Source organism: Nostoc sp. NMS2, assembly GCF_017115105.1.
Classification (GTDB): Bacteria; Cyanobacteriota; Cyanobacteriia; order Cyanobacteriales; family Nostocaceae; genus Nostoc.
The window spans coordinates 14,359-38,834 of the sequence record NZ_JABXKH010000025.1 but is presented as its reverse complement, the minus strand read 5'-3'; the positions used below and the strand labels follow the sequence as shown (position 1 = coordinate 38,834).

Below are 24,476 nucleotides of genomic sequence, written 5' to 3'. Positions count from 1 at the left end.
TAATTTACATAATTATTTTGGTGAGTGACCAGAGTTTAATGTGGCAAAAAAATCTGTTACCTCGGCAACAATACAGAAAAACAATATATTAGCAATAAAGGTAATAAAAAAGCTAAATTATGGCAGTTTTGCTAAAACCCGAATGAATTCTAGAGGTAAGCCATCAGTATCGGCGATGAAAGCCACTTCGTAAATGCGATCGCCTATTTGCTGTTGTGTCGGTTCTAAAAGTACCTTCAACGGTTGTAATTCTTCGGTTTGACTCTCAGCAGCAAGTAATACACGTTCTTGTAAATTTGTCAACCAGCTAGGTAAATCTGGTGTAATCTCAGTTAAATCGAACGAGAGATGATAGTAGCCCACATAATGCTCGTCAGCAAAAGCATCTGGGGCTGGCTTTGGCTCAGGAATTTGGATCAGTTCAATTCTGCCGCCCAATCCTTCCATCCAGCAAGCTAGGGTGTAGCCTGTAGTAAAGCGTTCCGAAATTGTAAACCCTAAATGTTCGTAGAAAGCGATCGCTCGATGAATATTCGCAGTCCGAATAGAAGCGTGATGCATAATTTGTTCTTTGTCCTTTGTCAGTTGTCAGTTGTCCTTTGTCCTTTGTTATTCACTAATGACAAATGACCAATGACAAATGAGAACTGACCATTACTCAAACAACCTGAAATAAGGGTAGCGTACAGGGACACCAGGCTCTTTTTCCAAGTCAAAATTAATCACTTCCCAACAGGCATCTTCTGAGGTATCGGGGCTAAACTCTACGGGTAAGCCGTATAGTCGAGCCGCAGTAACTTCTGGTTGTCCAGAACGCCAAGGTGTACTGCGTTCTAAATAGCCACTCATCAATTCCTGATAGCGGCGAGCAATAATCACTTTTGTGGCTCGATAACCTTGGGTATAGAGCTTATCTAATGCTTCGTGAATTTCAAACCGAATACCATCAGGATGAGTATGCTGCCTATACCATTCATTATTCCACCTCCGCCAATGACGGCCTGATTGCAAATGGATTAACTCTCCATTTTGAGGATTAGCTTCAAAAGCGCCATGACGCGGACACAAATAGGTATCTGTTAATGTCAGCGCCGGAATAGTCTGGCGACAATGGGGACACTGTATTTCCGGCCCAAACATCGGGTACTGAAAGCCTGGATTCATCATGAAGTGCGTACAAACATAATTTTGTCTTCACCAGCACTAGTGGATTGGATTATACACTTCGGCTCTACCACTTTGGGTTACTTGTTGACTACCGCACAGACATAGAGTTGCAGCAGTAACATTGTTCACTAGTGTTTTCCTCAGCGTAGAGGCTTGACGCTGTGATATCCTGGTCGTGCAACCAGCCTCAAAGGTTGGAGTTTCTCCAGTGTTCCTTGGTACCATTATTCATATTCTATCGTGTCTACCGCTTCTTACTGGACATCTCCTGATTTTTCTCAAGCTGCCTTCATCGCAGCCAATGCTGTTGTTATGGGTTCGGTAAATATAGCAGCAGGGGTGAGCATTTGGTATGGAGCAGTAGTTAGAGCAGATGTAGAACGGATTGAAATTGGCGAATGCACAAATATTCAAGATGGTGCAATTCTCCATGGCGATCCTGGTTTTCCGACAATTTTAGAAGATCATGTTACCGTAGGGCATCGCGCTGTGGTACATTCCGCTTACATTGAGCGTGGAAGTTTGATTGGCATTGGCGCGGTTATTTTAGACGGGGTACGAGTGGGTGCTGGTAGCATTATCGGTGCTGGCGCAGTGGTAACTAAAAATATACCGCCTTTGTCACTAGTTGTAGGTATTCCAGGCAAAGTGTTACGACAATTAACAGAGGCTGAAGCCGCAGAACTAATTGAACACGCTAAACGTTACCAAAAGTTAGCTTTAGTTCATGCTGGTAAGGGTACTGATCTAGGCTTTAGAAGTCTTAAGGAGTAGGGAGTGGTGCAGGGGAGCAGGGGGAGATGGGGGAGACAAGGGGGACAAGGGGACAAGGGGGAATTATTAAAATTAAGTCTCTTCCTTGTCTACCTTGTCTCTTCTCCATGCCCAATGCCCAATGCCCAATAATTTAAACATTCTTTACATATATATTGGGAAAAGTTACCCACTTCAGCTAAAAATAAAAATGAGAGTAGTTGACAAAACTTTAATTTCTACTTAAGAGAGGGGTTCTAGATATGGATATCGATTACCGTATAGCGCTTGTTTTAGCACCAGTTGTCATTGCTGCTAGCTGGGCAGTTTTTAATATTGGCGCTGCGGCTTTAAGACAAATTCAAGGCTTTTTAGATCGGGAAGCCTAAATTCGGCTTAATATCATCACTTTTGAACCGCCTGTTTCTATTTACAGAGACAGTCAGTTTTATCACGATTAATGGTGCATTGGGCACAAGAGGCAGAGGGGAAGGGAGCAGGTGAGCAGGGGGACAAGGGGGAATTATTGAACAAGTCTCTCCGTCTCCCCCCTCTCCCTTGTCTCTTCTTCATGCCCCCTGCCCCCTGCCCCCTGCCCCCTGCCCCCTGCCTCTTTCCTTGGATATTAATTCTGTAATACAACCCCTGCAACGCTTTGGTGTCCATCTGGGACTCGATCGCATTGTCAACTTATTGGCAAATCTCGGCAATCCTCATCACCAAGTCCCGGTAATTCATGTTGCTGGCACTAATGGTAAAGGTTCCGTCTGTGCCTATCTTTCCTCGGTACTTACTGAGGCTGGTTATCGCACAGGACGCTACACTTCCCCCCATTTAGTCGATTGGACGGAACGTATTTGTTTGAATGAACAGCCAATTTCCTCTGAGGAATTGAGCCAATTATTAGAAAAAGTCCAAGCGGCTATTCGGGCTGGTGACGATTCCGCAACTCAGTTTGAAGTAATTACGGCGGCTGCTTGGTTATATTTTGCCCAGCAGCAAGTAGATGTGGCTGTGGTAGAAGTCGGACTAGGAGGACGCTTAGATGCTACCAATGTCTGCTTGGAACCCATAGTTACTATCATCACTTCCATCAGCCGGGAACATTGGCAGCAACTTGGCCCCACTGTCGCGGACATTGCTAGAGAAAAAGCAGGTATTCTCAAACCTGGATGTCCTGTCGTGGTTGGGCAATTGCCACCGGATGCAGAAGAAGTTGTGCGATCGCGGGCTTTAGAATTAGAATGCCCAATTTTTACGCCTCAACCCGCCCGTCAAATCGCTACAGGATGGGCAGAATATCAAACACTTCAAAATTCTCAATTAATTAAATATCCTTTGCCGTTAGCTGGACAAATTCAATTAGCAAATTCAGCTTTGGCTTTAGCTGCTTTAGAAATTCTCCAACAACAAGGTTGGCATATTTCTGAAGAAACCATAATTAAGGGCATAGCAAAAACTCAATGGCCAGGGCGGCTGCAATGGACAACCTGGAACAACCATAAAATATTACTTGATGGCGCTCATAATACAGCTGCTGCCCAAGTTCTTCGCCAGTATGTTGATAGCTTAGACACAGTTAACCCCAAACCCGTCAATTGGGTGATGGGAATGTTTGCCGATAAGGATCATGCTGATATTTTTGCCGCCCTGCTACGGCCAGGCGATCGCCTTTTTTTAGTACCAATACCAGTAGAATCTTGGCCAGGTAGAACTTCTGCCGATCTAAACTCCTTAACAAACCTAGCTTATAGCCTCTGTCCCAAATTAAGCGATCGCCAAATCCATCCAGATTTATTCACAGCCCTAGAAGCCGCTACCACAGACGATTTAATCGTTGTATGTGGTTCCCTTTATCTAGTAGGTGATTTTTTATCAACCACCAATATAATTCGTAAATCATAATTACGAATTACGAATTACGAATTACGAATTACGAATTTACCTCTGATTCCACTCCTGCGCCGCATCTTCTACAGCTTTATCTACAGTCTTCTCCCCTAACATTGCTGCTTGCAAATTCTCATAAATTGCTTTTTGCAGTTTGTTGGAATCCTTCAAATTAGGGGTTAATATTTCTGCATGTTGTAGTTCTTTAGCACTCATAACTCGCGCTTTTTCTATTGTTGAAGCATTAGCTGGAACATCTTTAAAGTAACTATCAGACAATGCTTTGACTGTAGAAGGTAAGACATTTGCAGCTTTTGCAAAGGCTAATTGATTTTCGTCATTGGTGACAAATAACGCAAACTTCACAGCGCCATCTGGTTGTTTAGTGTCGCGGGGAATAACTATGTTCATTACAGCGACATTTTTCTTGCCTGTGTCACCAGTGAGTTGAGGTGCTATTCCCGAAGCTTGGGCGATTTTCGGGGCATTATTAGCGATCGTTTTCAGAAACTCTGGCCCAGAAGCTAGAAACACAGTTTCTCCAGATTGATATAAATCGATCGCGTGGCGATGTCCTTGTGTCAAAGCCTCTTTAGGCAGTAGCCCTTTTTTATACAAGTCTACCCAGTATTGAAAAGCTGCCTTACCTTGTGCTGAATTAAACGCTGCTTTCCCATCAGCATCTACTAAGGTGACTCCCATTTGCACGAAAGATTCCAGCACTTCACCGGAATCTTGCGGAACGAAAGTTACAAAAAAGGCATATTTGCCAGTCTTATCTTTAATTTGTTGTGCTGCTTGTGCTAATTCTGCGTAAGTTGCGGGTATCTTATTGATACCTGCCTGTTTTAGTAAATCAGTGTTATAAATGGTTAACCTTGTGGTGAGATACCAGGGAAATCCAAAACTCTTGCCATTAAGCGTACTGGCTTTCCAGATATTCGGTAGATAGGAGGAACGTATATCGTTTGAGACTTTTGCATCTAAATCTAACCAGGCATTTCGCCCTGCAAGTTGGGAAGCGAAACCCGGATTGAGGTTAACCACATCAGGTGGCGTTTTTGCTGAGACAGCTGTTAAAATTTTGTTCTCCATAGCTGCCCAAGGCACATCAACCCAGTTAATCTTTATACCTGGATTTTGCGATTCAAAATTCGCAATTAGGTTTTTGAAGTAGTCGGTAAATTGAGGTTGGAGTTGCATTGTCCAAAACTCAATAGTTACGCCTCCCGAATTCGCTTGTTTTGTATTTGTACTAACATTACCTGTGCTGCAACTTACAATCCAACTGGTTAATAAGCCAAGCAGTGCCAAAGCAAGAAGTTGTTGAAATTTTCGCAATTGAATCATTTTCCCAGTATTTTTACGCTTGATCAGTGTGAAAAGCTTAGACAGAATTGTCGAGATTATAGGCTAAATAAATTATGCGTAGAGACGTAATATATTACGTTTCTACCCACAACAAATTTAAATTTTCAATTTAGCAGTCCATCGGACACAACTGTGGTACAAAAACTCAATCGTCTATTTGGCAAATCGAATAAAGGGGTCGGCATTGAACTTGCTCCCGAACGGGTAAATGTAGTTCAGCTACGCAAACAGCGTCAAGGCTTGAAACTAGAAACCTTTACATCGGTAGCAGTTCCAGAAGGCGTAGTTACCGATGGTCAAATCACCGATCCCGCAGCAATGGCGCAATTAATCCAGCAGGCGCTAGCTGAAAGCAAAATCAAAACTACTCGTGTTGCCACCGGTGTACCAGGGCGAGATTCCATCGTTCGGATCATACCTGTGCCAACGGAGTTAGATGACAAAGAACTGCGAGAAATGGTGCTAAACCATGAAGCAGGTTTGTATTTACCCTATCCCCGTGAAGAAGCTGATGTAGATTATCAGAAACTTGACTACTTTGTAGATGAGGATGGCATTGAAAAAGTACATGTACTTCTAGTAGCCACTCGCAAGGAGATAACGGATACCTATATAAGTACATTCGAGCAGGCAGGACTACAAATTGATGTTTTAGAAATTAACAGTTTTGCCCTGATTCGGACTATTCGTGAGCAACTGCGACAATTTGGGCCGCAAGAAGCAGCAGTACTAGTTGATATAGAGTTTGACAGTACAGAAATCGCCATCATCGTTAACGGAGTACCGCAATTTTCGCGCACAGTCCCAATCGGGACTTATCAAATGCAAACTGCGTTAGCAAGGGCAATGAGCTTACCCACATCACGAGATATGGAACTGTTACACGGAATGATTATTCCCCCAACTCCCATAGATGGAGGGAAAACCGGTGTTACCGAAATCGATCCTGGTATGGCAGCCATCTTAAGAGTATTGGGAGAACTAACGGATGAACTGCGCCGTTCTATCGATTTTTACCTTAATCAAAGTGAAAATTTGGAGGTAGCGCAGATTTTATTAGCTGGGCCAGGAGGTGGACTCCAACAGCTAGATGAATTTTTTACCCAACGATTGAGCTTGCCAACTACCCAAATAGATCCAATAGGGTCTTTGTCGTTAGAAGTTGACACTGATAAATATCCGCAGGTACAACGCTCTGGCTTGGCGATTGTCCTTGGTTTAGGAATGCGGGAGGTGTAATACCAATTTTAGATTTTGGATTGTCTGTTTTGATAGTTACGCTGTTTGAGAATTCTCAAACCGTAAATATTTGTTCTTAGTTGGTGTGAGAAAATGTACAGTTTGGATGTTAACTTTCTTAAAGATCGCCCAGCATACCAGAAAAAACCTGAGAGAAAGGGAGGAATATCCCTAAACCTGCCTACGGGAAATTTGACACCAGTGTATGTGGGAGTTGCATTAGGTATAAGTCTTCCAGCTTTATTGGGAGTTAGTTGGTGGTTGTTGCAAGGAAAGATTGTTGAATTAGATGCTCAAATATCACAACTCGATCAGGAAAGCAAGAGATTAGATACAGAAATAGGAAATCTGAACAAAATCAAAGCCGAGACGAATGCAGTTAAAGGGGAAACCCAAGCTTTAGTTACTGTATTTGACCAGATTCGACCTTGGTCAGCAATGCTGCAAGATTTGCGCGATCGCATTCCAACGGCAGTGCAAATCGAAACCATCAGGCAAATCGCACCCATTGCGGTAGCGGCAGATCAGCCCCCAAACAATCCCGCCGGGGGATTAGAAATTACCGGATTGGCTCGTTCTTTTAACGATGTCAATGATTTTTTATTGAGTTTACAACAGTCTCGGTTCTTGAAGTCCACAGAAAGCAGAATTATAACGGCAACGTTAGTAGATCCTCCCGCAACACCAGGTGCAGCCCAACCTCCTAGTGGTGTAATAATTAAGCCACCCCAAGTAGTTAAATACACTATTCAATCTGCTATGAGCGACGTTCCAGCTTCAGAATTAATTCGGGAGTTGGAAAAAAAAGGCACAGTGGGTTTAGTGACTCGAATTCGTAGTATGCAACAAACAGGAGTCATTTCAAAATGACGCTGAGTGATGATTTAAATTTTGCTGAACAAGGTGGGGAATTCGATCAGGCAACACCATCACCCGTGCTATTTGGTATTGCCTTCACGCCAAAAATCATTGGCATCTTGGTAGGGGTAATTGGTTTAGCGGGAGCCGGTTATATATTCTTAAACCTACTGATGCCAGCTTGGGAAAGCTATCAGCAACAGCAAGCAAAAAGCTCTGAACTGCAAGGGCAAATTGAGCAAAAAAAAGCCAATATCAAACAGATTGACAAGGTTAAAGAAGAGCTAGCACAGGCAAAACAGCAAAAAATTCAGGTTTTAGGTTTATTTGCTAACGCGAAAACCTTAGATACATTGCTGTTAGATTTGAACCGCTTAGTTGAGTCTGGCAATACTCCAACTTCTATTAATGCAGTCAGAGCCAAACTGAAGAAATTTGTGCCAGTTTCCCAAAAACCAGAACCGATTATTGATGGTTCTCTAGGACTACAGGTTGACGGCAAGCTGCAACGCAGCACTATCAATGCCGAAATTACAGGAACTTATGAGCAAACACAATCGATAATTCGTAACATTGAGCGATTACAGCCTTTGTTAATAATTAAAGATTATCAAGCAACCTTGGCTCCACTAGAGTCAAGATCCCCATCAGACAAAACGCCGATGCGGGTAGGGCCAGCAGCGATTAATACATCATTCCAGCTACAAGTATTAATGCCACTTAGTCCTGAAGAAATAGCCGCAGCCGCAGCTAAAGCTACCCCGAAAAAGTAGTTAGAAATGAGTAGTTAAGAGTTTTGAATTAGTAATTATGAATTGTGAATTGTGAGTTAGGAGTTATCATTCCTAACTATTCACTCATAACTTCTTACTTTTAACTAACTACTCAAAAGTTTTTGTAAACAAGGTTTTATTAGGTGAGGAATGAACTGTGAAACAGCTTCACGGTAATAGTTTTATATTAGGTACTGCCGCCTTTGTCTTTTTGGCGGCTCAACCAGTTTGGGCACAAATTAGTCAAGTTACTAATGTCCAGTTAAATCCAGTTAATGGTGGAATTAGTGTTGCTTTGAAAACTTCTTCAGGGTCGCGCCCCCAAGTTTTCACGACAAAAAGAGGTAAGGCTTTAGTCGCAGATGTTATCAATACTCAATTACGATTACCACAAGGTAATAGTTTTCGTCAAGATAACCCAGCACCAGGAATTGCATCTGTTGAGGTTAATCAGCTTGATGCCAATAGTATCCGAGTGACGGTAACTGGTAATAACAACGTACCTAGCAGTCAACCTGTGGTGCGATCGCAAAATGGAATTACACTTAGCTTTAGCCCATCGTCAGGCACTATAGCATCAACACCAACGCCAACAGCGCCAACACCCACAGCACCGCCTGTTACTACTCCAGCCCAACCTGGTCAAAAGCCAGGTGTTCTTGTTCCCAATCCGCAAATCACCATTGACGGAAAACCTGCACAAGCTGCTGGGCCAGGCCAACCTCTAAGCCAGGCTCCACCTTTCTTACCCAGAGCCGTTGCCCCACCAGTGGGAGACATTGCTATTTCCGCTACCGATGCTTCTCCTAGCACCATTGACTTAGGAACTCAGGAACGTGTACCCCGTTTAGTATTGCGAGATGCGCCGGTGCGTGAGGTTTTATCACTGCTTGCTCGTGCTGCTAGTTTGAACCTGGCTTATATCGGAGGCGAGCAAGCTGCCGGTGCTGGAGGTCAGGCAACCTCTCAAACAATCTCCCTAGATATAGAAAACGAGCCAGTGCAAGATGTGTTTAACTACGTCTTGCGCTTGAGTGGTTTGGAAGCTAACCGCAGTAATCGCACGGTTTTTGTTGGGCCTAAACTACCCAATTCCACCCGTGATATGGTTATGCGTAGCCTGCGACTCAATCAGGTGTCAGTGGGGGTTGCCCTGAACTTTTTGGTTGGTTTGGGGGCAGAAAGTGCCGTCAGCCGCGAACGACAAGTTACCAGTGTTAATGCTGTGCCAGTGGGTACTGGAGTTGCTCCTATTACCCAAACTCAAACGACCACGGAAAGCAGAGTTGAAACTCAACGCGTTAATTATACAGACTCTAGTCCATTACTGAGAGGTTTACAGGCATTAGGAGATGAGCGCACTAATTCTCTAACCTTAATTGGCCCTCCCCGGCTAGTTGAGATGGCGATGGCTCAACTAACTCAGCTTGATATCCGCCGTCGTCAGGTGGTAGTTAACGTCAAGATTATCGATGTTAACCTCTTGAACACCCAGGACTACAACACTAGCTTTTCCTTTGGGGTTGGTAACAACTACTTTACAAATGATGGTGGTGCAGCATCTCTAAATTTTGGTGGTTCCAGACCAGCTACAAGAGCTGAAACGTCGAGCAGTGTGACTAGTACACCTACAACAGCTAATCCACTTCAAAGCTCAAATATTTTTATAGACCCAAATACAGGAACAGCTACCGCTGGCACAAACTCTAATCCACTACAACCAGGTATTACAGCATTTACACCAGGAACAAGTACAACTTCAATTGTGCCAACTGCGATTAATCCTACTACTGGTACACCGACTCAGTTTCAGCAGCAAACCACGACAACCCCTTCAACTACCACATACGCCTTACCCACCATATTCCAGTTCCCTAAACGTCTTCTTGCTAGCTTGCAGGCTCAAGTGCAAAATGGCAACGCCAAGATTTTGACAGACCCGACCTTAATTGTCCAAGAAGGTCAAACCGCTAATGTTAACCTGACTCAGGAAGTGGTAGGCAATATTAAAAGGGAAATCGTTCGCGATGCGAATCTTGCCACAGAAACGATTTCAGCCGAAAAAGACAGAGTAGGTTTAACTCTAGCTGTCAAAGTTGAGCGGATTGATGATAACGGTTTTATCTCTCTATCGGTGGCTCCTGTTGTTAAGGCACCCCAAGCTCCAGCTACCATCAATGTTGGAGGAGGTGATACCCAACAAATATTCTTGGTATCTGAGCGCTCTCTTAATTCTGGCTCGATTCGCTTGAGAGATGGTCAAACACTAATTCTTTCGGGCATCATTCAAGATTCAGACCGGACAACTGTTTCCAAAATTCCCATCTTGGGTGATCTTCCACTAATTGGTTCGCTATTTAGAAGTACAAACAGACAGAACCAGCGGAATGAGGTGATTGTGTTGCTCACACCTCAAATTATGGATGACACAGAGAACTCCTCCTATGGCTATAACTACACCCCTAGCCCAGAAGTGCGGCAAATTCTTGAGCGTCGAGGGTTGAAGATTCCTGGCAGGTAATAAAAATAATGACCAGGTAGTTCACTTCTGCCAAAGGCTCAGATCCCCGACTTCTTTAAGAAGTCGGGGATCTTCTTGTTCACAAGTAGGATTTTAAATGTCATTCTAGAATAAGAATACTCAATCACAATAAAAGTAGTAACACTAGTGGGTGAATACTAATGAGTCCAGAACAAGAGTTATTAACAAAATGGCGTTCTCTTCCACAAGACAAACAAGAGGAAGTTTTGGATTTTGTCGAATTTCTTGGTTTGAAAAACTCTGCAAATAAAACCCCATTGGGAGAACGTTTGCAGCAAATTCGCACTAAGATTGTTGCTTCTGGTAAACATTTATTAGATGAAGATGAAATCGAAAAAGAACTCGCCAGTCGCAGAGGTGGGCTACAGGGTAGAGAAGAATGAAAATAACTTATTATTACGCCATACTTTATTCTCAAACCTAACCCCCAACCCCTTCCCTACCAGGGAAGGGGAGCAATAATCAAAGCCTCTCTCCGTTTCGGGGAGAGGTTTGGAGAGGGGTTTTAAGAATAAGTTGCACATCGCGTTATATTCATTCTGGGGTGTTACTCAGCGCAACAGATGGTGTTGGTATAATTGCCGAGAAAGCCCTTGAAATATAATATATGGATATAGGTTTCTAGCCCAGTCAGCTAATAAAAACGGGAAATACTCTTATGACAGCACTTACATTAAACCTCAATTCTGTAATTAAACTAACAAGAGAGCAGTTTTATCAATTGTGTGAAGAAAACCCCGATTTAAAATTAGAACGCAATGCCGAGGGAGAGTTAATTATAATGCCACCTACAGGAGGAGAAACAGGAAAAAGTAATTCTACTATTAACGCTCAAATATGGTTCTGGAACGACCAAAATCAATTGGGCGAAGTTTTTGATTCATCAACTGGATTTACTTTACCTTCAGGGGCTGACCGTTCTCCAGATGTTTCTTGGGTGGAAAAATCTCGTTGGGATGCTTTGACTAAAGAACAAAAAGAAAAATTTATTCCCTTATGTCCTGATTTTGTGATCGAGATACTTTCGCCTAATGACAGCTTGAAAAAAACTCAGAACAAGATGCAAGAGTATATCGAAAATGGTTGTCGTCTAGGTTGGTTGATCAACCGAAAAAAACAGGAAGTAGAAATTTATCGTCCAGGACAAGATGTAGAAGTTTTAAAATTTCCTCAAACTATTTCCGGGGAGGATATATTACCTGGTTTTGTACTCCATGTACAAAGAATTTGGTAAAAGGCTCGGTCTGTGAATCACAGTTCTCATATACTATAAAAAGATTTGAAAAAATATGAGTTTTCAGATTGTCAGCCAAGACTCAACAGATAATGTTCTGACTTGTTGAATACGCTGAAAATCGCTATCGGTTGAGACAATGGTGAGATTTTGTTGCAGAGCAATAGAAGCAATCCATAAGTCATTTTCACCAAAACCTAAATCAGTTATCTTAGTTCTTCTGCGCTTGCTTTTTTCTTTTGGTGCAAATTTATTGAATAAAGCAGCTTTGAGTTGACCATAAGTATTAGCAGTTTGCCGATCAATATTGTAAATATAAATACCTCTAACAAAATTTTGTACTAATGCTAAATTACTTTGTTGCTTTTGAGAACGTGTTGCCATATCTATTAATTCTCCCTCCACAATGACACAAGTTGAAACTAGACTGTTTTCAACCTCAGCAAAGCGACTTAATATATTGACATTACCTAAAATAGCTAGACTACAGTGATTTGTATCGATTAGGTACATTATTCAAAAGGATTATCTTCATTAAACTCTGCTTGACCACGGCTAGCAATTACTAGCTTCAGACACTCCTCTAAGTCGTCACCTTCCCAAGTACCTATAGTTTTCAGATGTTCTAGAAGTGAGCTTCCTGTGGAATTAACAGTAGTATGACTAGCAGATTCTACTAGATGTTGTGTTGGTTGCACTTGGGTTTGCTTTGTTTTCAAAAAACGTAAAAAATTAAGTGTTTCAGTCAAAATTGCATCTGATGCTGATTCAATTTCTTCGATAAGTTGTTCTTTGATTTTCATATTTACGCCTCTTTAACTGACATTTTTTAATAGCATAAAATAGTAAGTGGGGTTATGGCTACGTTGGTAGACCTCCAGCTTGAAAAATCTGTTCTGCGGTTAAATTCAATTCCGAGAAAGTAGGCGAGACGATGCGATTGCTGCCTCTAAATTGAGTAACTTGGTATTCACCATCGATTAATTGATAAATAGATATAGTAGGCTGTTTGGGGTTGCCAGTGAACTTTTTAGCGCCTAGACCGAGATAATCTACAACCCAGTATTCAGGAATTCCAATACCCTCATATTTACCCTGTTTTGTGTAGTAGTCATCATCCCAGTTAGTACTAACTACCTCAACTACTAAGGGAATTGATGCTGCAAGGCTGACAGTTGATTCTTTTTTCCATAGCGGCTCATTTATTAAATTAGGGCGATTGAGTAATAGCACATCTGGGGAATAGGCAGATTCCGAATTAGTGGGTTTTACCAGCGCAGTTTTGGGGATTGTATAAGGTAGACCATTACGAACGTACTCAATAGCAATTTTTTCAACCAAAAACCCAACAACATCCTCATGGTCTCCTACTGGTTGTGCCATTTCAACAATCACTCCATCATGTAATTCATATCTTCCACCTTCGGGTCGCCACGCTGCAAAATCTTCAAAGGTTACTAGTTTTGGTATGGCTTGAGTCATAATGTATCGCCTCTAGTAGTCATTTCGATCATATCGCTTTCTTACGTTCAGCCTTAACAGTAATATTAAGAGGTACAGTACTCAAAAAGGTTTGTTGCGGAGAACTAAACTATGGTGGCAATAACAACATCCGCAGAAAATAGGGTTTTACTCCAAAATATCAGTTGGCAAACATTTAAAACCATGCTGGCGGAAACGGGTTCAGAACGTAATTCTCGATTTGCTTATGACAATGGAACCTTAGAAATTATGACCCCACAAATGCCGCACGAGAACTCAAATCGCTTAATAGAGGTTTTTGTTGGCGTGTTGTGCGAAGAGTTGGGCTGGGAAATTAAACGCGCTGGTTCGCTAACTTTAACGCGAGATGATTTAGAGAAGGGAGCAGAGCCAGATAGTAGCTACTATATTCAAAATGAAGCCTTAGTTCGAGATAAAGAAAATATTAACATCGCCACCGACCCGCCACCTGACCTTGTGTTAGAGGTGGAATATTCCAGGTCTGCAATAGACAAGCTGAGGCTTTATGCTGCGATGGGAGTCCCTGAATTTTGGCGTTATAACGGCAGTGTGTTGCGAGTCTACACGCTTGCAGGTGGACAATACTCAGAAGTTCAAACCAGCCCTACTTTTGCGCCTGTGTCAGTAAAGGAGATTCATCAATTTATCCAAGAAACTAAAAAGAATGGAGAAATTGCTACTACCCGTGCTTTTCGGGCTTGGGTGCAACAGAAAATTTCTGCTAGGGATTGACTCACTCTGGTATGAATGTGCGGATATTCAACAGCCACATATTTAAGGAATTTCGGCATTTTTCTTACAAGGGTTTGTTGAGTGCCTGGATTCGTTATTTGCATAACGGACGCACCAGAAGAAGTTTTCGCAGCCGCTAATAAGACAAGAGACGCGATGAATTGCCGTCTCTACAATAATTAGTCTTTCGTCTTGACGGCGATTTATCGCGTCTTTGCGATGTATTAATTTTCATCAAAAACCTTAACCGAACTGTATTGGCGCTCGTGTTGCCCACGCCACAAGATTGGATAATTTATTTGTTGGAAGTCTCCAATGACAAATGATAGCCCTTGCCAGTTAGCTTTAATTGCGTCAACCTACTTACCACAAATGTTAAGAAAGATGTGACTAATGGATAGCCTTGTAGGGCAGAGGCTTTAATTTTTCCCCCTTCCCTACTAAATAAGTTCGCTAAAGGGTTAAATTTCGTGTTGGATTTTCCAGATGACATGAAAAGTGAGCAAAATCACTGACTTTTTAGAGAAATCGGGAACTTGTGTCTTCGATTTCTCTAAAAATTGTTTAATATCAGCAATAACTCTTCAACATCGGTAATTAATCCCAACAAATGCTTACCATTTCCCACCTCCTCACTCCCCTGTTTTCTTGGCAATTGCGGGATTTACTAGGTATTTTTTCCTACTTTTGGGGTGGTTTTTAGTGAAACAAGTACCCTAAAATTACAAAAAATCCTGAAATCTATATAAATTAATGGTTTCATCTATCCACATCAGGCTACAACGCTTTAGAATGATTCATTGAAAAGTCGAGCCGATGGGATGTACAGCCGTTTTGAGTAAAAATACTCCCAAAGGATGATTTTTGTATTCCCGATCACAAAGATTTCAGTACAGGTGTACCAGGGTGCATCCGTAAAGAATCTCAAGTAAACCTTCAGGAGTTTGACATGAACAAAGGTGAATTAGTTGATGCCGTAGCTGAAAAGGCTAGTGTTACCAAGAAACAAGCGGATGCAGTCTTAACTGCCGCTTTGGAAACGATTATTGAAGCGGTTTCCTCTGGTGATAAGGTGACATTGGTGGGATTTGGCTCATTTGAATCACGCGAACGTAAAGCCCGCGAAGGTCGCAACCCGAAAACAAATGAAAAGATGGAAATTCCTGCAACCAGGGTTCCTGCTTTCTCCGCAGGCAAACTGTTTAGAGAAAAGGTAGCACCCCCAAAAGCATAGGTTCTGTCTTCGGGAACCCTTTTTTAATGCGGCAACCTGCACACGGGGGAAATTTAGCCTGGGCAGCAGCACTGGCTGGCTGTCCCCCTGATGCTATTCTGGATTTTTCTGCTAGCATCAGCCCGTTGGGGCCTCCAAACAGCGCGATCGCTGCTATACTGTCCCAGCTTGGTAATCTTAAGCACTATCCAGATCCAAACTATAGTGAACTGAGACTAGCTCTCAGTCACTTCCATAAACTGCCTCCTGAGTGGATTCTGCCGGGTAACGGCTCCGCAGAATTACTCACTTTAATAGGTAGGGAATTAGCTCAATTAGCCGCGACAACTTTAATCACTCCAGCCTTTGGTGACTATTACCGAACCTTGGCAGCGTATAACGCTAATGTGCTGGAGTGTCCTTTGTCATTGGTCACTGGTCATTGGTCATTATTCCTTGACAAAGGACAAAGGACAAATGACAAAGGACTATTGTTGAATAACCCCCACAACCCAACCGGAAAGCTATTTTCACGGGACTCTATTTTGCCCTACCTGGAGCAATTTGCTTTGGTTGTGGTGGATGAAGCATTTATGGATTTTGTGCCGCCCAATGAGGAACAAAGCCTGATTCCGGTGGTGCAGGAATATGCGAATTTAGTAATATTGCGATCGCTAACCAAATTTTACAGTCTCCCAGGATTGCGATTAGGATATGCGATCGCCCACCCCGACTGCCTAGCTAAATGGCAGCAATGGCGTGACCCTTGGCCCGTAAACACCCTAGCGGCGGCGGCGGCAATTGCAGCCCTCCAAGATACAGAGTTTCAGCAGCAAACCTGGGCATGGCTACCACCTGCACGAAACCAACTCTTTCAGGGTTTGGCTGAAATATCAGGATTGCAACCCCAAGTAAGTGCTGCTAACTTTTTACTGGTTGAGTCTCAAGAGTCTACTTCGCAGTTACAGCAAAAATTACTCAAGCATCACCAGATTTTAATCCGTGATTGCCTTAGTTTTAAAGAACTAGGCGATCGCTTTTTCCGGGTTGCTGTACGTGGAGAGTCTGATAACCAACGCTTACTAACAGCGCTGAGTGGGGAGTGGGGATGAGGGGGATGTGGTTCGACTTCGCTCACCAACCGGGGGATGAGGGTAGGAAGCCGGGGAGCAGGGGGCAGGGGGCAAGGGTGAGAATAAAAATAAATTACCTCTTATCCCCCCTGCTCCCCTGCTCCCTGCCCCTTGTGCCTAATGACAAATGACAAATGACAAATGACTATTGACTACGATGTTGTAATTATTGGCGGCAGTCTTGCTGGATACTACGCTGCTCTGGCTGCAACCCAACTACGTGCTACAGTCGCCTTGGTGGAACCTAAAGTAGACTATGGGTTTACTCATCACCATGCTCTTACCGAAATCGGTAAACTGGCGCAGAAGTTGAATGATGCCGCTAGTTTTGGTATTCATGCCACACACACTGATACAGAAGAATGCCACATATCTATGGCATGGCAAGAAGCGATGCTGTATGCTCAATGCGTCGCCGCAAATCTCAAAGAACAGCATTCTCCCGCCATCCTAGCCGCGCTGGGGGTAGATGTCATTGTTGGCAGTGGTCAATTTCAATCTTCACCCCAACTGGCTTTTGCCGTTAATAATCGCCTACTACACGCCCGTACTTATTTGCTAGCCAGTGGTTCGCGTCCAGAAATTCCAGAGATTGAGGGATTGCAAGACACTGGCTATCTAACCCTTTCTAATATTTGGCAATCTTTACAAGGAGGGACATTACCCAATTTTTGGGCAATTATCGGTGGAACTCCCCAAAGCATTGAAATCGCTCAAACTTTAGCGCGGTTTGGTTGCAGTGTGACGCTAGTAGTCAAGCATCCTTATGTTCTCTCCCATATTGACCCGGAAATAGCCATATTGCTTCAGGCACAGTTGGAAGTCGAAGGTGTGTGCGTCCTCACCGATAAACCAGTAATTCAGGTGAGGCTCATTAAGAATAAAAAGTGGATTCAAGCAGGAGATAAGGCCATTGAAACTGATGAAATTTTAGTGGCGACTGGACAACAGCCAAATATTGAATCCCTAAATTTGGCAACGGTAGGCGTGAAATGGCATCGGCGTAGTTTGGTAGTGAATGACAAACTACAAACCACTAACCACCGCATTTACGCTTGTGGTGATGTAATCGGTGGTTACGACTTTGCTAATATCGCTAATTATGAAGCAAAAATTGCCCTGAACAATGCCCTCTTTTTCCCCAGATTACGAGTAAATTATCGCTCCATTCCTTGGGCAATGTTTTCTGTGCCGATGGTGGCGCAAGTGGGTTTGACGGAGGCACAAGTAAAACGCCTATTTAGTCGAGACGAAGTTTTAGTTTTGCGTCAATATTTTAAAACAGTGGCAGCAGCCCAACTTCGGGACGAAACCACTGGTATGTGTAAATTAATTGTGCTACGCAATGGCGAAATTTTGGGAGCTTCGATATTAGGAGCAGAAGCGGGAGAATTAATTAATTTGATTGCCTTAGCAATGTCCCAAAAAATTAAAGTCAAAGATTTAGCAAATCTATCTCCTGTCTATCCCAGTTTCTCAGAAATTCTAGAACAAGCTGCAAGAGAGTGGAGTAAGCAGACGTTAAATAGCGATATTGCTTGGCAAGAGTTTTTAGAAGGTTTCTTCCATTTCCGCCGCAATTGGAATTTGTGAGTCAATACGGTTCAGTTAAGGTTAGAACTTTTTGTCAAAGTTATTTTTTTAACAAACCGCGAAGGATGCGTTCGCGCAGCGTCTCGAAGAGAAGGACGCAAAGGAAGATATAGCTTTTCCTAATCAAATGAGGTACTTCATAGCCCCCTATCGAAGAGCGGGGAGGGGGTTTGGGGGTGGGGTTTTTGTACCTCACTCAACAGGGAACCGCTATAAGGAAGAAATGCTTAACTGAACTGTATTGATTTATGAGTGCAAAGTGGCGCTGTCAAGGTGAGTTTTGTATTCAATACTAGCTCTGAACTCGGAAGTTGAGCCTCTGAACTCGGAAGTTGCACCTTTGAACTCGGAAGTTGAGCCTTTGAACTCGGAAGTTGCACCTTTGAAGTCGGAAGTTGAGCCTCTGAAGTCGGAAGTTGCACCTTTGAAGTCGGAAGTTGAGCCTTTGAACTCGGAAGTTGCACCTTTGAACTCGGAAGTTGCACCTTTGAACTCGGAAGTTGAGCCTTTGAAGTCGGAAGTTGCACCTTTGAAGTCGGAAGTTGCACCTTTGAAGTCGGAATTTTGAAAATTCTAAAAGAACAGGTGAAGATTTTGTTTTATTATCCACACTACGCCAGCCGCGACTAAAGGCACACTGAGGTTATCTGTGCCGTGGGGTGAGACTGCCTCTGCTAGAGTGGCGAAAGTAGCAGCTATCACTGCCGTCAACAATGCCAACCCTAAACTTAAAGGCGTTGCTAGGGGACTCAGCGATGAACCAGGTAGCAGCAACAGCACCAAGAAAATCACTACCGTACTCGCCACAAACATTGCTGCCGAACCCTCCCAGGAACGCACAGAATTTCCCACTTGGTATTTATGCTGCCCGAAGCGTCTACCGATTAATGCTGCTAGTGCATCACCCCAAGTCATCGCCATTATCCCAGCAACAGCGATCGCAACGCTATCTACTGGCCCATCTGGTCGCCACAGTAGCCCGAAAAGTAGTGTTACTGAGATAGCGAAATAAACTGTACCAGGTGAGCTATCCTGAGTATCCATCGCGCCGATAATTCGGTAGCGGTATAACAGGTAGTTGAGTCCTATAAAGGTAGCAAAAGGTATAATTCCGATTTCCCAGCGATTAAATAGCAGCAGGACACCGAAAACCCACATCCCTGCACCAATATGGATTACCTTGCGGGTCAAATCCGGCTTTACATTAAACAACCTACGCAGTCCCTCGCCAACGACAAGCAGACTAATCGCGTAAATATAAGAAATTGCTAACCCGATAAAATCATTTGTCATTTGTCATTTGTCATTTGTCATTGGTTATAGCAGTTCTCAGTTGAGTGCAATACAGACCTAACCCCCAGCCCCTTCCCTACAAGGGAAGGGGAGTAAGATTCAAAGCCTCTCTCCTCTTAGGAGAGAGGTTTGGAGAGAGGTCAAACTGTATTGCTTCCATTCGAGAACCGCTATATTTCCCCCTCATCTCCCGGTTGGTGAGCGAAGTCGAACCACATCTCCCTCATCCCCCTTCACTTAGTGCGATCGCTATTTCGTCTAAGATTCTTTTCTAGTAACGAAACGCTACCAATACCTTGAAGAATACCACGACCGATTAAACCTAAACCACGACCAATTATTTGGGTAAGGATGAAGACTATACCGCTACCTAAAAAAGATAATAGTGATTTTAAACGCGGTGCGATCGCATCACTAAATTCTAGAAACAATGTCACTATTAAAGGAATATTAGAAAAATTTGCTAACTCCTGATTCCGAGGAGCATAAACTGAAGTGTTGGCAATACCACGAGGAGCAATAACAAATAGGTCGTAGCGACTTTCAAAAACTGCTTTCGGCTCATTTATATAATTAATTAGACGATACTTCCACGATAAATCGTTTCTAAACCGTTCAATCTCTCTGGTAGAAATAAATTGTCTCCCATATAAATTTTGTTTCATAACTTCCACATCTGCTAAAGAATTTAACAGTGGTTGCACTACTCCATTCGCTACCTGAATCAACAAGTTCTCTAAAATCATTAATGCTTGGGACTTAGCTTCAGCACCTAATACAGGATATGATGTATTATCAATTCTCAATTCTGTTTGAAAGATTAGATAAGAATATAACTCAAAAACCAGCGGAATTTTGTTGAGAATATCTCTTTGTACAACTTCTATATTTTGCAGCAATAAATTAACAACTTCTATATTTTGATTTCCTATTCGGATTCGAGAAAATTTTCCAAAAAAATCTGTAATTGCTGCTTGCCATAAGTCGCGCAATAAGATATTTTTTACCTCATATAATTGATTTACATCGAGTTGAGAAGCACGCAGTTCATCCAACTGTTCAGTCAATTTTTGCAGGATAAGATAAAGCAATTCCCGCTTTTTCTCTTCACGAAATATGTCAATTTCTAAAGGTACATCTGTGACATTTTTCAAAGAAAATTGAAGTTTGGTAACGCAAGATGCAAACAAGTTAGATTGTAGTGTTCCCAAACTAAGTAAAGGTGAAACAGTTTGCCGTGGCTGAATGGCACTACTCAATGAAGGGATGAGAGGCGGCTCATCAGCAACCGGAATATCTTCCTCTTGCCTTTCTTGTGATGAAGCTAACAACCGATTTAGCAACCAACGAGCCGCTAGTAACTCTCGCCTCTGTCCAGCTAGAATTGCCCGATCTAGTACTGGTAATCCAGGAACTTGTAATTGTGCTATGACTGCGGCTAGGGTAGCGTCAATGTAACCAATTCCTGACAAACGTAAATTATTTCGCAGTCTAGAAAAAGGGAGTGGGGAGTAGGGAGAGACGCGATTAATTGCGTCTGTTATTATTGCTTGCGTGTCTTGGAACCAGTAGGAACCACCATCTGCAACTTCTTGCATGGCAGCGACTAACTCAGGAAGTGGTGTACCTTTGGGGCAGTAGCCATTTACACCAATAGATTTGGCAGCTAATAGCAATCCTTGTTCTTGCACAGAACTAAGAAGCAGAATTGGCAGGTTGGGATATAAGGCTTTGAGTTGCCGACAGAATTGTAAACCTAGCTGCTGGCTGGTGGTGGAGCGACCATTACCGAATTCCAAAACCACCAAATTTACCTGTTTAGGGTCTTCTTGGGCAATTTCTGCTAGAATCTGCAAGGCAGTGGTATCAGTTTCTACTACTCCTGTTACTTCCAGGTTAGGAATTGCTTCCAAAGCCACCCGTAATCCCAGACGAAAAATCGGGTCTTGGTCGAATAACAATAATCTTAAAGGGCGATCGCTCATACTCTACTCAATTATACAAGCACTGTTTTTTACCAATCAGAAAACAGCTTTGATACAAAACTTTGTCTCCCCCATTGTTACCTGTTTTCGCAAACTGAATAAATCGATCATAATTGCCATAAACAGCCGTCACTGTGTAATTAAATGAACTTGAGTATCCGGCACTGGTTGGCAGAACGCTATATCGCAATCAATCAAATCAGAGGATTTTCGGCGGGGCAATTGGCAGGTATTGCCTACCGGATTGTTCAGGATATGGAAGTCAAAAGCCTCATGCCTTTTGATATCTGTACCTTGGTAGAGGTTTTAGAACTGCCTTTAGAGATTGTTTGGCAAGAAATCAATGTGATTTCGCAGTTGACAGAAAACCTGTTGCGTAGCCTTAGCCAAAAAAAACCGTTAAAACGTAACGAGGGCACATGGCTAGCGTTCCAAATTGCCTATCTCCAGGCTTTGCAAGCAATTTTAGAGCAGGAAGCAAGCTTAAAAAGACCGTGGTTAGATCGGGCAAGTATACCAATCCAAGCGCAAGTACTTAAAGAAGATGTTGGTAAACTCGTCCTCCAAGATTCGCAACTACAAGGATTACTGAAAACTCTCAGCCCAGGTAAATTAACTGATACTCAAGCAGAACAAGCACTGTCTCTATTTGCAGATTCTTTACTGGTGCAACAAATAAATCATGCTGTAATCGCTTGGTTTGTTGCCAATGGTGCAGAAGAATATGAAGCTAAACTTTTAACACAGCGTTTAGTTCACTCACTTCCTGGTGACATATTGATAGTGGTTACTGAAAATGCTGCCCCTTTAGCCCAACTGCAAAAGTTTTTCCGTTTGGGAATTTCATTATCTCCCAGTTTGATCGCTCCAGAAGTTGGTTCTACAGTTGGTGAGAAAATTGACTTGCACCGAGAACATTACCGTGCAAGTTTGATTAAAAACCTCAGTATGCCTTTATTTATAGAATCCTTTACCCTCAAGGATATCTATGTGCCACAAAAAGGCTTACCAATAGAGGAAAGTATTTCTGATGTGGATAAAAAAGCTGTTAAGTCAGTTGATTTAAAAACATGGGCGCAGCAACAGCTAGCTGATTTAGAAACGATCGCTATCATTGAGTCGGAACCTGGTTATGGAAAAACCAGTTTTTGCCAACTCTGGGCGGCACAGATAGCACAAGAAGTTTACCCTATTTGGATGCCTATAGTAATTAGGTTAAGGGATGTAACTTATGGCAAAACTTTAATCGAAACCCTAAATTCTGCTTTTGATGTTAATCTTTCAACCTGGTTAGAGCCAGAAAATCTTCCTTGTCTATTGCTGCTGGATGGTTTGGATGAATTGCCCCCTTCTGCTCATGGTATAAGGGCAAAAGCAATTTTTATTCAGCAATTACTAAACTTTCAATCTCAGCATAGACACAAAATTGTGTTAACGAGCCGCTCAACAACATTACAGGAAATCGCCCCAGAGATCCCCCTACGATTGAAGCGAATTATCATTCAACCGTTGGATGTGGACGAATTCAAACAATGGTTTCAGCAGTGGGCAAAAGTCCAATCGTTGGCGATCGCTCAAAATTTCTTTACATTCTTAAAACAGTCAGGCTTATTTACCAGCCAATCAAGGTTTCCAGAATTATCTACCCTGGTTCGTCAACCCCTAATGTTGCATTTATTGGGGATTTTACACCGCGACGGACTGCTAAATGATGAAGTATTACAACTAGCTGCTAATACCCCAAAGTCTTCTGTGCTATGGGAAATTTATCATCGCCTCAGTCGATGGTTATTGGGCTATCCGCTAACTGGTGGGATTAAAACGATGCTGCTGCGCTCAGGATCGGCTCATATCCACCGGACTCCAGAAGCGATCGCTAATTTACTTGCTAATCGTCATCCCCAAGATTTACTCGATCGGATGCAAGCGATCGCTCTGAAAATTTTACACTCGCAACGTCATGAAATTAATTTGGTTGGTGAATTTAATCCTCTACCAGGGTTTTATTTTAAAATTCGGGACTTAGAAAGCTCAGAAAAAACTAGTTTAATTGAGTTTTCGCATATTAAGTTAGGAGAATTTCTTTGTGCTAAGGCTTTGACTGCTGAGTTGAAATTATTAACTCAGTGCCAAAATGAAGCTTACGGTTCCCTCACTTTTGTACTTGATTCTCCCAGTAGCGTTGCCCAGCATATTTACAATTTACTAGGTTACGGGATACTGAGCCAGGAAATTGAAGAACTGGCGATCGCAATTTTACGCCGCGAACAAAAGCACAAGTTTTCTTTTGAAGTTTTGTTTCAACGTCTTTTGTCTTTCTGGCGTGCTTACTGTCAAGGCTATTGGTTAGACGAAGGGATAGCCCACAAAGCTTTGACTCATTTCCACGCACTACAAAACCCGGTGAATGTTGAGCAAGTGAATGCTGCTGTAGGATTGAATGTATTTTTATTGCTTTGTGCTTGTTACCGAGAAACCAAAATCCCTTTTTGGCCTTGTGGCAATCCGCTCAATTTAACAGAATTCAATCCAGAGGCTTTGAGTGTGCTAATTGCTAGAACAACCGTTCTACATAAAAGTGCCTTTGCAACCCGAATCAAGTCTCTGGCTGGACTCAATTTATCGGGAGCCTCTTTGCTGCAAGTGATGTTAACTGGGGTAAACCTTGAGCAGACAAACTTATCCAATGCGGAGTTAATTGGGACTAATTTGGCTGGAGCCAATTTGCAACAGGCAAACCTGACAGGCGCAAACCTTCAACAGGCAAACCTTACAGGCGCAAACCTTCAACAAGCTAACCTGACAGGCGCAAATCTCCAACAAGCTAACCTTACCAGAGCAAATCTTAATTCAGCCGATCTCACTAACGCCTGCTTCTTTGATGCCATCCTTGCTGAGACTGGCAAAAAATTAGCTGCTGATAATGGTGCCTTGTTCTCTCAAGAGTCGTTTCAAAGACTGAAAAATTTGCGTAGTTTACCGCCGCAGGCATCGCAGCAACCCTTCTTAAACACAGTCAAAATTACGCCAAACACAGATAATAATCGGAACAAACCCCAACCCCCTGCGATCGGACTAATTGAAAGCTCCGAAGGCACAATTTTACCCGTAGGTTTATATGATGATGATGTCGATGATGAAACAGTTTTTGGCAATAACTCCATTGGGGAATAGGGAACTGGGTATTGGGCATTGGG

The 24,476-nt window shown here is 42.7% G+C and carries 24 protein-coding genes; 15 read left to right on the top strand and 9 right to left on the bottom strand.

Going from position 1 to position 24,476, the window contains the following annotated elements; translation table 11 throughout:
- Positions 1-117: 117 nt before the first annotated feature.
- The 3 genes from HWQ36_RS02100 to HWQ36_RS02090 all read right to left on the bottom strand — a co-directional run bounded on the left by HWQ36_RS02100 (position 118) and on the right by HWQ36_RS02090 (position 1,392).
- A complete protein-coding gene (locus tag HWQ36_RS02100; RefSeq protein ID WP_229552196.1) occupies positions 118-561 on the bottom strand; it encodes a VOC family protein in 444 nt (147 codons plus the stop codon).
- Positions 562-654: 93 nt separating this feature from the next.
- The gene (locus HWQ36_RS02095; RefSeq protein WP_292697596.1) at positions 655-1,167 is read right to left on the bottom strand and encodes a TIGR02652 family protein; all 513 of its coding nucleotides are present in this window, start codon (positions 1,165-1,167) and stop codon (positions 655-657) included.
- Between the two features lie 36 nt (positions 1,168-1,203).
- Positions 1,204-1,392 (bottom strand): hypothetical protein, encoded by a 189-nt coding sequence (locus HWQ36_RS02090; RefSeq protein WP_292697594.1) that lies wholly within the window; start codon positions 1,390-1,392, stop codon positions 1,204-1,206.
- Between the two features lie 15 nt (positions 1,393-1,407).
- Between HWQ36_RS02090 and HWQ36_RS02085 the strand changes: the two genes are divergently transcribed.
- The 3 genes from HWQ36_RS02085 (at position 1,408) to HWQ36_RS02075 (ending at position 3,825) form a co-directional block, all read left to right on the top strand.
- A complete protein-coding gene (locus HWQ36_RS02085; protein WP_292697592.1) occupies positions 1,408-1,941 on the top strand; it encodes a gamma carbonic anhydrase family protein in 534 nt (177 codons plus the stop codon).
- A gap of 242 nt (positions 1,942-2,183) precedes the next feature.
- Positions 2,184-2,309 carry a photosystem II protein Y gene (locus HWQ36_RS02080; RefSeq protein WP_292697590.1) on the top strand — a complete coding sequence of 42 codons (126 nt, stop codon included), beginning with the start codon at positions 2,184-2,186 and terminating at the stop codon, positions 2,307-2,309.
- Between the two features lie 229 nt (positions 2,310-2,538).
- Complete coding sequence (locus tag HWQ36_RS02075) at positions 2,539-3,825, top strand: folylpolyglutamate synthase/dihydrofolate synthase family protein (RefSeq protein WP_292697588.1); 1,287 nt, start codon at positions 2,539-2,541, stop codon at positions 3,823-3,825.
- Between the two features lie 36 nt (positions 3,826-3,861).
- On the opposite strand, the gene HWQ36_RS02070 is transcribed toward HWQ36_RS02075, so the two are convergent.
- Positions 3,862-5,160 (bottom strand): sugar ABC transporter substrate-binding protein, encoded by a 1,299-nt coding sequence (locus HWQ36_RS02070; protein WP_292697587.1) that lies wholly within the window; start codon positions 5,158-5,160, stop codon positions 3,862-3,864.
- Positions 5,161-5,313: 153 nt separating this feature from the next.
- Between HWQ36_RS02070 and HWQ36_RS02065 the strand changes: the two genes are divergently transcribed.
- The 6 genes from HWQ36_RS02065 to HWQ36_RS02040 all read left to right on the top strand — a co-directional run bounded on the left by HWQ36_RS02065 (position 5,314) and on the right by HWQ36_RS02040 (position 11,827).
- Positions 5,314-6,420 carry a type IV pilus biogenesis protein PilM gene (locus HWQ36_RS02065; protein WP_292697585.1) on the top strand — a complete coding sequence of 369 codons (1,107 nt, stop codon included), beginning with the start codon at positions 5,314-5,316 and terminating at the stop codon, positions 6,418-6,420.
- A 93-nt stretch (positions 6,421-6,513) separates the two neighbouring features.
- Positions 6,514-7,290: a PilN domain-containing protein gene (locus tag HWQ36_RS02060; RefSeq protein ID WP_292697583.1), complete on the top strand. Its 777-nt coding sequence runs from the start codon at positions 6,514-6,516 to the stop codon at positions 7,288-7,290.
- Entirely contained in the window at positions 7,287-8,051 is a 765-nt protein-coding gene (locus HWQ36_RS02055; protein WP_292697581.1) for a pilus assembly protein PilO, read from the top strand. The genes HWQ36_RS02060 and HWQ36_RS02055 overlap by 4 nt, the downstream gene beginning before the upstream one ends.
- A gap of 157 nt (positions 8,052-8,208) precedes the next feature.
- Complete coding sequence (locus HWQ36_RS02050; RefSeq protein WP_292697579.1) at positions 8,209-10,572, top strand: type IV pilus secretin family protein; 2,364 nt, start codon at positions 8,209-8,211, stop codon at positions 10,570-10,572.
- 161 nt (positions 10,573-10,733) lie between these two features.
- The gene (locus HWQ36_RS02045) at positions 10,734-10,976 is read left to right on the top strand and encodes a hypothetical protein (RefSeq protein ID WP_292697577.1); all 243 of its coding nucleotides are present in this window, start codon (positions 10,734-10,736) and stop codon (positions 10,974-10,976) included.
- 275 nt (positions 10,977-11,251) lie between these two features.
- Positions 11,252-11,827 (top strand): Uma2 family endonuclease, encoded by a 576-nt coding sequence (locus tag HWQ36_RS02040; protein ID WP_292697574.1) that lies wholly within the window; start codon positions 11,252-11,254, stop codon positions 11,825-11,827.
- A 63-nt stretch (positions 11,828-11,890) separates the two neighbouring features.
- On the opposite strand, the gene HWQ36_RS02035 is transcribed toward HWQ36_RS02040, so the two are convergent.
- From HWQ36_RS02035 to HWQ36_RS02025, 3 genes are read right to left on the bottom strand one after another with little or no spacing between them, the layout of a single operon-like run.
- The gene (locus tag HWQ36_RS02035) at positions 11,891-12,340 is read right to left on the bottom strand and encodes a type II toxin-antitoxin system VapC family toxin (RefSeq protein WP_292697572.1); all 450 of its coding nucleotides are present in this window, start codon (positions 12,338-12,340) and stop codon (positions 11,891-11,893) included.
- Complete coding sequence (locus HWQ36_RS02030; protein ID WP_292697570.1) at positions 12,340-12,630, bottom strand: DUF2281 domain-containing protein; 291 nt, start codon at positions 12,628-12,630, stop codon at positions 12,340-12,342. The genes HWQ36_RS02035 and HWQ36_RS02030 overlap by 1 nt, the downstream gene beginning before the upstream one ends.
- A 58-nt stretch (positions 12,631-12,688) precedes the next feature.
- The gene (locus HWQ36_RS02025) at positions 12,689-13,309 is read right to left on the bottom strand and encodes a Uma2 family endonuclease (protein ID WP_292697568.1); all 621 of its coding nucleotides are present in this window, start codon (positions 13,307-13,309) and stop codon (positions 12,689-12,691) included.
- Between the two features lie 111 nt (positions 13,310-13,420).
- Between HWQ36_RS02025 and HWQ36_RS02020 the strand changes: the two genes are divergently transcribed.
- The 5 genes from HWQ36_RS02020 to HWQ36_RS02000 all read left to right on the top strand — a co-directional run bounded on the left by HWQ36_RS02020 (position 13,421) and on the right by HWQ36_RS02000 (position 18,569).
- Positions 13,421-14,062 (top strand): Uma2 family endonuclease, encoded by a 642-nt coding sequence (locus HWQ36_RS02020; protein ID WP_292697566.1) that lies wholly within the window; start codon positions 13,421-13,423, stop codon positions 14,060-14,062.
- Positions 14,063-15,011: 949 nt separating this feature from the next.
- Positions 15,012-15,296, top strand: a complete 285-nt coding sequence (locus HWQ36_RS02015) for an HU family DNA-binding protein (RefSeq protein WP_010998076.1) — start codon at positions 15,012-15,014, stop codon at positions 15,294-15,296.
- Between the two features lie 26 nt (positions 15,297-15,322).
- A complete protein-coding gene (cobD, locus tag HWQ36_RS02010) occupies positions 15,323-16,387 on the top strand; it encodes a threonine-phosphate decarboxylase CobD (RefSeq protein WP_292697540.1) in 1,065 nt (354 codons plus the stop codon).
- 162 nt (positions 16,388-16,549) lie between these two features.
- Complete coding sequence (locus tag HWQ36_RS02005; RefSeq protein ID WP_292697538.1) at positions 16,550-18,001, top strand: NAD(P)/FAD-dependent oxidoreductase; 1,452 nt, start codon at positions 16,550-16,552, stop codon at positions 17,999-18,001.
- A 280-nt stretch (positions 18,002-18,281) separates the two neighbouring features.
- On the top strand, positions 18,282-18,569 hold the full coding sequence (locus tag HWQ36_RS02000; RefSeq protein ID WP_292697536.1) for a hypothetical protein: 288 nt from the start codon (positions 18,282-18,284) through the stop codon (positions 18,567-18,569).
- Positions 18,570-18,574: 5 nt separating this feature from the next.
- Here the strand turns inward: HWQ36_RS02000 and HWQ36_RS01995 are convergent, their stop codons facing one another.
- Both HWQ36_RS01995 and HWQ36_RS01990 read right to left on the bottom strand, forming a co-directional pair.
- Entirely contained in the window at positions 18,575-19,294 is a 720-nt protein-coding gene (locus tag HWQ36_RS01995) for a phosphatidate cytidylyltransferase (RefSeq protein ID WP_292697534.1), read from the bottom strand.
- Between the two features lie 233 nt (positions 19,295-19,527).
- Positions 19,528-21,279 carry a DUF3685 domain-containing protein gene (locus HWQ36_RS01990; protein ID WP_292697532.1) on the bottom strand — a complete coding sequence of 584 codons (1,752 nt, stop codon included), beginning with the start codon at positions 21,277-21,279 and terminating at the stop codon, positions 19,528-19,530.
- 144 nt (positions 21,280-21,423) lie between these two features.
- Here HWQ36_RS01990 and HWQ36_RS01985 point away from each other — a divergent pair, with 144 nt between their 5' ends.
- Positions 21,424-24,453, top strand: a complete 3,030-nt coding sequence (locus HWQ36_RS01985) for a pentapeptide repeat-containing protein (RefSeq protein WP_292697531.1) — start codon at positions 21,424-21,426, stop codon at positions 24,451-24,453.
- Positions 24,454-24,476 lie beyond the last annotated feature (23 nt).